7 protein-coding genes and 1 pseudogene are annotated in these 8983 nt (G+C 69.5%); 7 read left to right on the top strand and 1 reads right to left on the bottom strand.

The genetic code is table 11. The annotated features are described in order from the left end of the window. From SNA_RS19890 to SNA_RS19865, 6 genes are all read left to right on the top strand, one after another. Nucleotides 1–734, top strand: a 734-nt coding sequence (locus SNA_RS19890) for an MFS transporter (protein ID WP_044366074.1), incomplete at its 5' end; no start/stop codon positions are given. A 323-nt stretch (nucleotides 735–1057) separates the two neighbouring features. Next, nucleotides 1058–3853, top strand: coding sequence for a nitrate- and nitrite sensing domain-containing protein (locus tag SNA_RS19885; RefSeq protein WP_051877059.1), 2796 nt, complete (start codon nucleotides 1058–1060; stop codon nucleotides 3851–3853). Between the two features lie 38 nt (nucleotides 3854–3891). Continuing rightward, nucleotides 3892–4335 (top strand): roadblock/LC7 domain-containing protein, encoded by a 444-nt coding sequence (locus tag SNA_RS19880; protein ID WP_030063293.1) that lies wholly within the window; start codon nucleotides 3892–3894, stop codon nucleotides 4333–4335. A gap of 7 nt (nucleotides 4336–4342) precedes the next feature. Continuing rightward, the gene (locus SNA_RS19875; RefSeq protein ID WP_030063291.1) at nucleotides 4343–4960 is read left to right on the top strand and encodes a DUF742 domain-containing protein; all 618 of its coding nucleotides are present in this window, start codon (nucleotides 4343–4345) and stop codon (nucleotides 4958–4960) included. 764 nt (nucleotides 4961–5724) lie between these two features. Next, a complete protein-coding gene (locus tag SNA_RS19870; protein WP_037788510.1) occupies nucleotides 5725–6123 on the top strand; it encodes a hypothetical protein in 399 nt (132 codons plus the stop codon). 147 nt (nucleotides 6124–6270) lie between these two features. After that, nucleotides 6271–7017 carry a serine hydrolase gene (locus SNA_RS19865; protein WP_030063289.1) on the top strand — a complete coding sequence of 249 codons (747 nt, stop codon included), beginning with the start codon at nucleotides 6271–6273 and terminating at the stop codon, nucleotides 7015–7017. Here the strand turns inward: SNA_RS19865 and SNA_RS19860 are convergent. Next, entirely contained in the window at nucleotides 7007–8116 is a 1110-nt protein-coding gene (locus SNA_RS19860) for an aminotransferase class I/II-fold pyridoxal phosphate-dependent enzyme (protein ID WP_157879998.1), read from the bottom strand. The two genes, SNA_RS19865 and SNA_RS19860, sit on opposite strands and share 11 nt — an antisense overlap. A 118-nt stretch (nucleotides 8117–8234) precedes the next feature. On the opposite strand from SNA_RS19860, the pseudogene SNA_RS19855 reads away from it, so the two are divergent. Next, nucleotides 8235–8844 (top strand): annotated as a pseudogene (locus SNA_RS19855) (LysR substrate-binding domain-containing protein); the annotation flags it as partial. Nucleotides 8845–8983 lie beyond the last annotated feature (139 nt).

Genomic DNA, 8983 nt, shown 5'->3' with positions numbered 1-8983 from the left:
GCGGCCACCCCGCCGAGGATGCCGGGAAACGGCTCGTGACGACCGCGAACGTCTCCGCGAGGAATGCGGTGCGCACGCCGCAGTTCTGGTTGCTGTGGGTCGTGCTGTGCATGAACGTTACGGCCGGGATCGGAATCCTTCAGAAGGCCGCGCCGATGATCCAGGACTTCTTCCGGGACACGCCAAGCCCGGTCAGCGCGACAGCCGCCGCCGGCTTCGTCGCGTTGTTGTCCCTGGCCAACATGACCGGCCGGATCCTGTGGTCGTCGGTCTCCGACGTGATCGGCCGCAAGAACGTCTACCGGCTGTACCTGGGCATCGGTGCTCTGCTGTACCTGACGCTGCTGCTCGGCAAGAACAGCAGCGTGACGCTGTTCATCGGCGCCGCCATGGTGATCCTGTCCTTCTACGGCGGTGGATTCGCCACCGTCCCCGCCTACTTGAAAGACCTGTTCGGCGGCTACCAGGTCGGCGCGATCCACGGCCGGCTGCTGACCGCCTGGTCCGTCGCCGGAGTCGCGGGGCCGGCCATCGTGGACGCCATCGCGGACATGAGACAGCGGGCCGGGCACACCGGCCCGAGCATGTACACCTTCTCGTTCTCCATCATGATCGCGCTGCTCGCCGTCGGATTCGTGGCCAACGAGCTGGTGCGCGCGGTGAATCCGAAGTTCCACGAACCCGAGACGGCGGTCCGCAGCGAATCCGACCCCGTCCTGGCCGAGAACGCATAGGGGCGCCGTGAAGGTGATCACTGAACCAGGATCGAACGCAAGCGCGTAGCGGCGGTACAGGTACGGATCGGCCCTGATGGTACGTCAGTTGTTCGTGAACTGAAGTGGGGATGCAAAAAAGTGCGTGGTGGGCTCGGTCCTGCGGACCTCGTCGAGACGAAGGGAAGGGACGAAGCTTCCCCTCCAGGACGCGTCCGCATCCTGGAACCACCTCATGAACGGTCGGGGCGAGGCCACCAGTTCAGGGGCGGGGGACGCCTCTCGTGACCCCGGCAAGGCATGCGTATCCGCGGGTGCGCCGGGTGCCGAGGTGGTCCGCTGTCGTGCAGTGGCGGAACTGGCGGCTGCCCGTCAAGCTGGCCGCCGTCCTGACGGTGCCGGCGCTGCTCGGCGTCGCCTCGTCGGTGGTGCAGATCCAGCACGAGGTCGCAAGCGCGGAGGAATACGCGGACATCCAGCAGCTGGTCGAACTGCGAGGTGATCTGACGAGGTTGATCGGAGGGCTGCGGGAGGAGCGGACCCTGTCCGCCGAGAACCTGGGCGACCACACGCCCGTCGACCGGGCCACGCTCCGGGGGCAGGCCCTGGACGTCGATCACGCCGGAGCGACCGTCAGGCGCACGGCCGGCAAGTACTGTCACCTCGATCAGGTCTCCAAGACCCGGTACGACGAAGCGGGCACGTTCCTACGACGGTTGCCTGCGCTGCGCGGCCAGGTGAACTCGGGGAGAATCGCAGCCTGGAGCGCCACGGAGCAGTACAGCGCGGTCATCAAGAGTGTGCTGGACCTGGACCAGGCCCTGGTCAACCAGTTCGGCGACCCCCAGCTCTCCCGGCCGGCCACCGCGTCGTACGACCTGGAGGTGGCCCAGGAGCAGATCAGCCTCCAGCACGTCATCATCCTGGAGGCAGCCAGGCGCGGCAGCACGGAGGACCGAGAGCTCAGCCGGGCACTTCAGGACTCCGACACCAGGATGCGGGACAAACTCGCCGACTTCCGGGCCTTGGCCACCCCCGCGGAGGAGAGGTCCTACGAGGAAACCGTGACCGGTGCAGACGTCAAGCGGCGCGCCCAACTGGTGAAAGCCGAGCTGTCCGAGCCGGAGGCGACCGGCGGCCCGGGGCGGGGCAGTTCCTGGCACATCCCGGTCAAGGACTGGAAGGTCAGCTCCGAGCGAACCGGCGAGCTGATGAACAAGGCGCAGCTCCGGCTCGCCCACGATCTGCGTACGGTCTCCGCCAGGCTGCAGGACCAAACCAGCGACCGGGCGGGGGCGGCGTCCGTGATCCTGCTGGCGGTGTTGCTGCTCGCGGTGGGTATCGGTGTGCTGATCGGCCGCTACCTGCTGCGGTCGCTGGTCGTACTCCGCTCGACCGCCCTCGATGTGGCCGAGCACCGGCTCCCGGCCGCGGTCGTGAACATCCGCGAGGGCCGTACACCGGACGCCGTGGTCGAGTCGGTGCCGGTGCACACCACCGAGGAGTTCGGAGAGCTCGCGCGGGCCTTCGAGGCAGTACACGGCCAGGCCGTGCGGCTGGCGGTGGAGCAGGCCACGCTGCGCAGCGATCTCCGGAACACCCTGGTCAACCTCTCCCGGCGCAGCCAGAGCCTGGTGGAGCGTCAGTTGCGGCTGATGGAGCAGCTGGAACGGCATGAGGAGGACCCCGACCAGCTGGCCAACCTGTTCAAGCTCGACCACCTCGCGACCCGGATGCGCCGCAACAACGAGAACCTGATGGTGCTCTCCGGCAGCGAGCTGGCCCGCCGCTTCGATCAGCTCGTACCGCTGGGCAACGTGCTGCGGGCCGCGGTTTCCGAGATCGAGCACTATCAGCGCGTCGTGGTGCAACTACCGGCGCCCCTGGAGGTGATCGGGTACGCGGCCGGTGACGTGGCGCGGCTGGTCGCCGAGCTGATGGACAACGCCACCAGCTTCTCCCCGCCGGACACCCAGGTGGTCATCGGCAGCAGCCGGCGGCGCGACGGTTCGGCGCTGATCGACATCCTGGACCAGGGCATCGGGATGAACGACGCCGAGCTGGCCGAGGCCAACCGGCGGGTGGCAGTAGGTTCTTCTGCGGACGTGCCCACCTCGCGGCAGATGGGCCTGTTCGTGGTCGGCCGGCTGGCGACTCGGCACGGCATCAGCGTGAAGCTGACAATGGACCAGAAGGGCAGCGGCCTACGGGCCTTGGTGCTCGTACCGGCCGGACTGGTGAAGGAGGAAGCCTCAAGCACCGCGAGCCAGGCGGGAACCCCGCTGAGCACGCCGGACACCAAGCCGGCCTCGCGGGTGGCGGCATTCCGAGCGACCGATTCGGTCACCGCACCCCCGTTGCCGCGCCGGGACGATGGCCGGGTGACCGCCACGGCCCGCGTCGACGACTCCGCCACGACCTCCGGGTCCACCACCGACGCCGCCGAGCCGGACCGCCTGGCCGACACCGGTTCGTTCGCGCCCCTGTCCGCGCCATGCCCGCCCACACCACCCGTCACCGACGACGCGCCGGACGTCACCCAGGACGCGCCCGACGTCACCGACAGCGGCCCCGCGAACGGGACACCGGTGAACGGCCACACCCTCCAGGACGCCATGCACCGGCCGGGGCCTCCGACGCCGCCCCGAACGGCAGACCCACGCGACGCCGCCACCTCCTGGTTCCGGCCGGCCACGCCGGAGCGGCCCGGGGCCGGTCCTCAGGACATCGCGCGCGCACCCGCGCAGCCCGCTGCGAACGCGGGAGACCCGCCGGCGTCACAAGACACCGAAGGATTCTCCTGGTTCGCGGCCGGGTCGGCCCGCCCGCCCGCGGCCCGGCCCCTGGACACCCCGCAACCACAGTCCACCCCAGGCCCCGCCAAACCCGCCGCGCCGCGCCGACCGCCCGCGGCCGAGCCGGCGGGCGCCGCGGAGGCAGCCGAACACACGCGGGTCGGACTGCCCAAGCGGGTGCCGCGCGCGAACCTTGCACCGGGGCTGGCCGCACCGCGTGCCGGTGGCGTCGGCGACATACCTGTGAGCGATGACGTGCGCGTAAGTCAGGACGCCGGCCGGACCCGCGGATTCCTCCACAGCTACCAGGCAGGAATCCGCCAGGCTCGCCCCGATGAGACGTGACAGCAGCACCCCGACGAGTCCGGCAGGAGAACAATCCCATGACCGCACCCCAGCTCCGGCAGGTGAGCCAGTTCGGATGGCTGGTCACCAACTTCACCGAGCGCGTGCCCAACGTGGCACACGCCGTGGTGGTCTCGGTCGACGGGTTGATGCTGACCGCGTCGAACCGGATGCCGGACGCCCATGCCCAGCAGCTCGCCGCGATCGCCGCAGGCGCCGTCAGCCTGATCCAGGGCGCCGCCAGCTGTTTCGAGACCGGTGACGTACGTCGGACCGTTGTCCAGATGAAAAACGGGATCATGCTCCTCATGCTGATCAAGGACGGCTCGTGCCTCGCGGTGCTGGCGGCGCCGGACTGCGAGATCGGCCAGATCGCCTACGAGATGACCGTACTCGTCGACCAGGTGGGCGAGATCCTGACCCCGGAACTACGCGCCGAGTTGTACGAACTGAACCAGGCCGCCGCTCAGCAGCCCGGATAGGGCGACCATGAGCACTGGTGGAGGCCCCTTCGAAACCCCTCGGGAGGATCAGGGGCCGGAGGACGACCAGACGTTCGCCGACGTGCTCAACGCGTTCAGCTGGGACAACGCACGACGCAGGCGGAAACGCTCCGAGCCCGGCGACCGACCCGAGGCCGCACCTCCCCAGGAGACGGACCGCCTGCCGACGCATCCGTCGCCGGGCTCCCCGGAGGCCGCCCCGCCCGCCGACCCGCTCAGCGCCTGGACGCCCGAGTACCCGCACCAGGACACCGACCAGTACGCGGCCTCGATCGTCCGCGCCTACACCTGGACGGGCGGCCGGACCAGGTCGAACCACCACTTCGAGATCGAGACCCTGGTGACGGCCACCGAGCTGGGTTACCGCTCCACCGCCATCGCGCAGACCGAGTACCGCGCCGTGATCGGGCTGTGCGGACAGCCGGTGTCGGTGGCCGAGGTGGCCGCGCTGCTCACGATCCCCCTCGGGGTGGCCAAAGTACTGCTCGGTGACATGGCGGAGTGCGGACTGATCACCGTGCACCGGACCGCCACCACCAACGGCACCCCCACCCCGGATTGCGCGCTGATGGAGCGGGTGCTGAGCGGACTGCGCCGGCTCTAGGCGTGCTGATGAGGTGACGGTTGATCGGGTTGAGCCGTGGTCGGAAGGGACAGCCGGGCCGCATGCGCTGTTCGCTCGCTCTTTTGGCAGGTCCGAGCCGCGTGTGCGGGCACTGGACTACCTTGCCGACCGCTCACGCACCGGAGTGTCCCCCGCCCCTTTCCCCGCTTGGTCATTCGTCGTGAGCGCTGCTTTGAGGCAGCGGCGCAGCTGGTAGGTGAGGCGCTGCTCCAGGTGAGGGCTCGTCCGCAGGTGTGCGGGTCGTCGGCTCGTCTGGCATGCCGCTCGGCGTCTCGGGCGCGGTCGGCTTGGAGGTGCGGCCTGGGGGGCGGGTGGCGCCGACAGAGGCGAAGGCTACGGCGAGCACCCCGGCCCATTGCGGCGCGGCGAGGTGCTGGCCGAGCAGTGCCTCTGAGCTGGGGCGACTGCGTTGGCTGTCACACAGCCCATCTCGGTACATGCACGGGTCGGGCTGATTCGAGCTGCATGGACTGGGTTCATTGACAGGAACGCGGGGCCGGTGGACGTCGGGGCTTCACCTGGGCTGGGGGCTACCCCAAGATCACCGGCTCCGGGTTCGCGAGATTCCCGACAGAGCCAAGGTGAGGCAGTGCGGTGATCATCCGACAGCAGTTACGCGGTAGTGACAATCGGGGGCCAACTTCTTGGCGCGCAAACTGCTCTTCTTCGATGAAAGCGCGGCAATTGGGAATCTGTGAATCCTAGTTGATGCATGGGAACGAAGAGATCCAGGAGACCCGAGCATGAAGCTTGGTCTGAAGCGGTTCGCGGTAGTCGGCGCGCTGGGGTTGGCCTCTGCCGCACTGGCGGCATCCCCGGCGTTCGCCAAGAGCGACATCTCGATACAGGCCACCCCGCACACCGCCCATGTCGGCCAGGTGGTGAAGGTGCACGGCCAGGGTGACGACGACGCCGAGCGGCACACCACGCTCGTGATACAGGAGCGGTCCGGCAAACCCGGCCACTGGGGCCATTGGCACGCCGTCAAACGGAGCTTCAGCGGCGATGCGCGCGCAAACGTCAAGGCCACGCACACGGGCGACCTGCAATTCCGTTCCGTGCTGTACTCGACCGACAAGAACCACCAGCACGCGAAGACGGACCGCACCTCCACGTCAGTGACCGTCCACGTCGTCCGTTAGCCGACGCAACGGCCTCGCACGCTGATCGACCGCCCTCCCCAGAACGACGTGACCGTTCCGGGGAGGGCGGCAGGTGAGGGCTCGTGGTCACCCCGGGCTCCTGCGGTGTGGTCGGCAAGGCCCATGGTCGCGCCCTACGATGAGGCGATGCTGTCCCTCGTCGTGGCGCCGTGGCAGTGCGCCCCCGTGATCACGCGGAATGCCGACGTGCCGCACGACGCGGCGAGCACGATGAAGGTGGCGGTGCTGGCGGCGCTTTACCGTTACGGCGCGGACCTGGACCGGCGGGTGCCGGTCATCAACCGTTTCGCTTCCGTGGCCGGCGGCTCGTACGGCAATACTCCGCAGGCGGATAGCGACCCGCGGCCGTGGGAGCTGCTGGGTGGTACGGCGTCGCTGCGCTGGCTCGCCGGGCGGATGGTCACACACTCCTCGAACCTGGCCACCAACGTGTGCCTGGCCGAGGTGGGGCACGAGGCCGTGGCCGAGGTGTGGCGGCGAGCGGGGGCGACCGGCAGCGCCAGTCCGCGCGGTATCGAGGACTATGCCGGGCGTGACGCCGGAGTCCACAATCGCGTGACGGCCCGTGACCTGGTCAGATTGCTTGAGTCGCTGGAGCCGGAGGTGCTGGGCCTGCTGGAGGGCAACGTCCACCGCGTGGACGTTGCCGCGGGCCTGCCGCCGGGCACCCGGCTGGCGGGGAAGAACGGGTGGTTCCCCGGGATGCGGCACAGCGCCGCCGTGGTGTATCCGCCCGACACCGCGCCGTACACGCTCGCCGTCTGCTACAGCGGGCCGCTCGCCACCGGGCACACCGTGCACGACCCCGCTGCCCGGCTGCTGGCCCGCCTCTCGGCCCGGGTCTGGTGCCACCGGCACGCCCTCATGCGCTGACCGGCCGGAGCGCCGACGGTAGCGGCACATCGGCGGTGGCCATCAGGGCCTCAAGGCCGGGGCGGTTGAGCAGGTTGATACGGATGTACCCGGCGTGGCCGTCGAGTTCGAAGTACTTCCCGTCCAGGGCCAGGAACCAGCGGTGCGGCACCCGGAGCCGGGCGAAGAGGAAGAACCCGGCCTCCACCGGCATCCGTGCGCTGAGGGCCCCGCTGTCCACCAGCGCCCGGTGGTTGTCGCGTACGTGCCGCACCAGGGCACGGTTGCCCTCGCCGAGCATCACGTCGGCTGCGCGGTGGGCGAAGAGGCGGTCGGAGACGGCCACGTCGCCGTGCAGGTTCATGTGCAGCTCGGCCACCTCCTCCCGCAGACGCTCCGGTACGAGCAGGTGGGCGCAGCGATAACCGTGGATGGACAGGTACTTGGTGGGGCACACCAGGCGCAGCGTCTTGTCCCGGGGCAGGTGAGCAGAGCGCTCACGCCGCTGCCCGTCCCAGCGCATGTACTGGAAGGTCCCGTCGACGAAGACGAGCGAACCGGTTCTCTCCTGCCAGGCCCCGATCTGCTCCAGCACGGTCGCCGGCACCCGCTTGCCCGCGTACCAGACCGGGTCGGTCAGGACGAGCACGGTCCGTTGCTCGGGCAGGCGCAGGTCGAAGTGCGGTTGGTAGGCGTGACCGCGGGCGGCCGGGACGGGCTCGATGCCCATGCGCCGAAAGAGATAGGCGAGCTTGTAGTACACGGGCGGGACGTAGTGCACCCGCCGCCGTCCGGTCAGCACCAGCCAGGTGGCGAACGTGCCGAGGAGACCGCTGGAGCCACCTCCGGGCACCACGTGGCGCGGGGTGTAGGCGGCCCCGTCGTACTGCCGGTGCATCTCGGCGATCTTGGCACGCAGCGAGGCGTCCTCGTCCAGACCGGAATAGCGGCTGATGTCCGCCAGCCGGCCCGGTGCGGTGTGGGCGAGTTCGCCGAGGTAGTCCTCGATGAACGGGTGCCCGCCGTTGTAGTCGGAGACGAAGACCCGGGCGCCGGGCTGCTGCCGTTCCGCCTCGACCAGCTCGTGCCACTCCAGCATCCGGAACAAGGACGGCGTCACAAGCACCCCGCATTCATGGAGGACCACGCAGTGTCGTCAATGCTACGGGCGGTCAATATCGCGCAACACAGATGAAGCAGCCAACGTCTTCTAGTGGGTGGGACAAGGGCAGCCGGGTGTTCGGCTGCTGTTCCTGAGCGCAGGCGCGGCCATCCTGCCTCTCTCACTCACCCGCCTCGCGGCAACCGACCCGCAGATCACGCTCACGACTACCGAGGGCACCACGCCCTCCCTGATCCGGGCACCGCGCGCGGGCTCGATCGACCTCGCCGTGCTGACGTCCCGCCCGCCCCACCGGCCTTTGGACGGCGAGTCGCCGCGCCTGCACGTCGAGACCGTTGCGGACACCGAACTGGTCGTGGCGGTGCCCTCGACCGGAGAGTTCGCCAGCCGCACCACGGTGCACGTCGACGAACTGGTCGACGCCCCGTGGATCGCCGCCCCGGCGTCGAACGCCGAGCCATTGCTCGGCGTCTGGCCCGGCCTGCCCGGACGGCCGGACATCGTCCACTGCGCGCGACTGGCTGACGAAACTTCAGCTGGTTGCCGGTGGCTTCGGCGTGACAACGGTGCCCTCGCGGCTCTCGCCGGTGCTGCCGCCCGGGGTGCGCCTGCTGCACGTCGAAGGCGCACCTCCCGAGATCCGCCGGGTTCTCGTGGCGCGACTCCCCGGCCGCCCCACCCCCGCGATCACGACCGTCACCCGAGCAATTACCTCGACCACCTGATACGTGCCGCCAAGACCATCCGATTCGGCGCGTAGCCCGCCGAGGGCGCACACCATCACGTGTACCTCATCACCTGTACCTCGGCATTGGCCACGGCCCTTTCAGCAGGAGCCCCCCGCTGCTGCCCGCGCAAGTACCC

Origin of the sequence: Streptomyces natalensis ATCC 27448 (genome assembly GCF_000935125.1) — a bacterium.
In the GTDB taxonomy this organism is placed as follows: Bacteria; Actinomycetota; Actinomycetes; order Streptomycetales; family Streptomycetaceae; genus Streptomyces; species Streptomyces natalensis.
The sequence above is the reverse complement of the archived record's forward strand: the minus strand, read 5'-3'. Positions and strand labels throughout refer to the sequence as shown.

Excerpts from the sequence above, each read along its gene's own strand:
- SNA_RS19880 (WP_030063293.1), top strand. The coding sequence starts at position 3,892 with ATGACCGCACCCCAGCTCCGGCAGGTGAGCCAGTTCGGATGGCTGGTC.
- SNA_RS19875 (WP_030063291.1), top strand. The coding sequence starts at position 4,343 with ATGAGCACTGGTGGAGGCCCCTTCGAAACCCCTCGGGAGGATCAGGGG.
- SNA_RS19870 (WP_037788510.1), top strand. The coding sequence starts at position 5,725 with ATGAAGCTTGGTCTGAAGCGGTTCGCGGTAGTCGGCGCGCTGGGGTTG.
- SNA_RS19865 (WP_030063289.1), top strand. The coding sequence starts at position 6,271 with ATGCTGTCCCTCGTCGTGGCGCCGTGGCAGTGCGCCCCCGTGATCACG.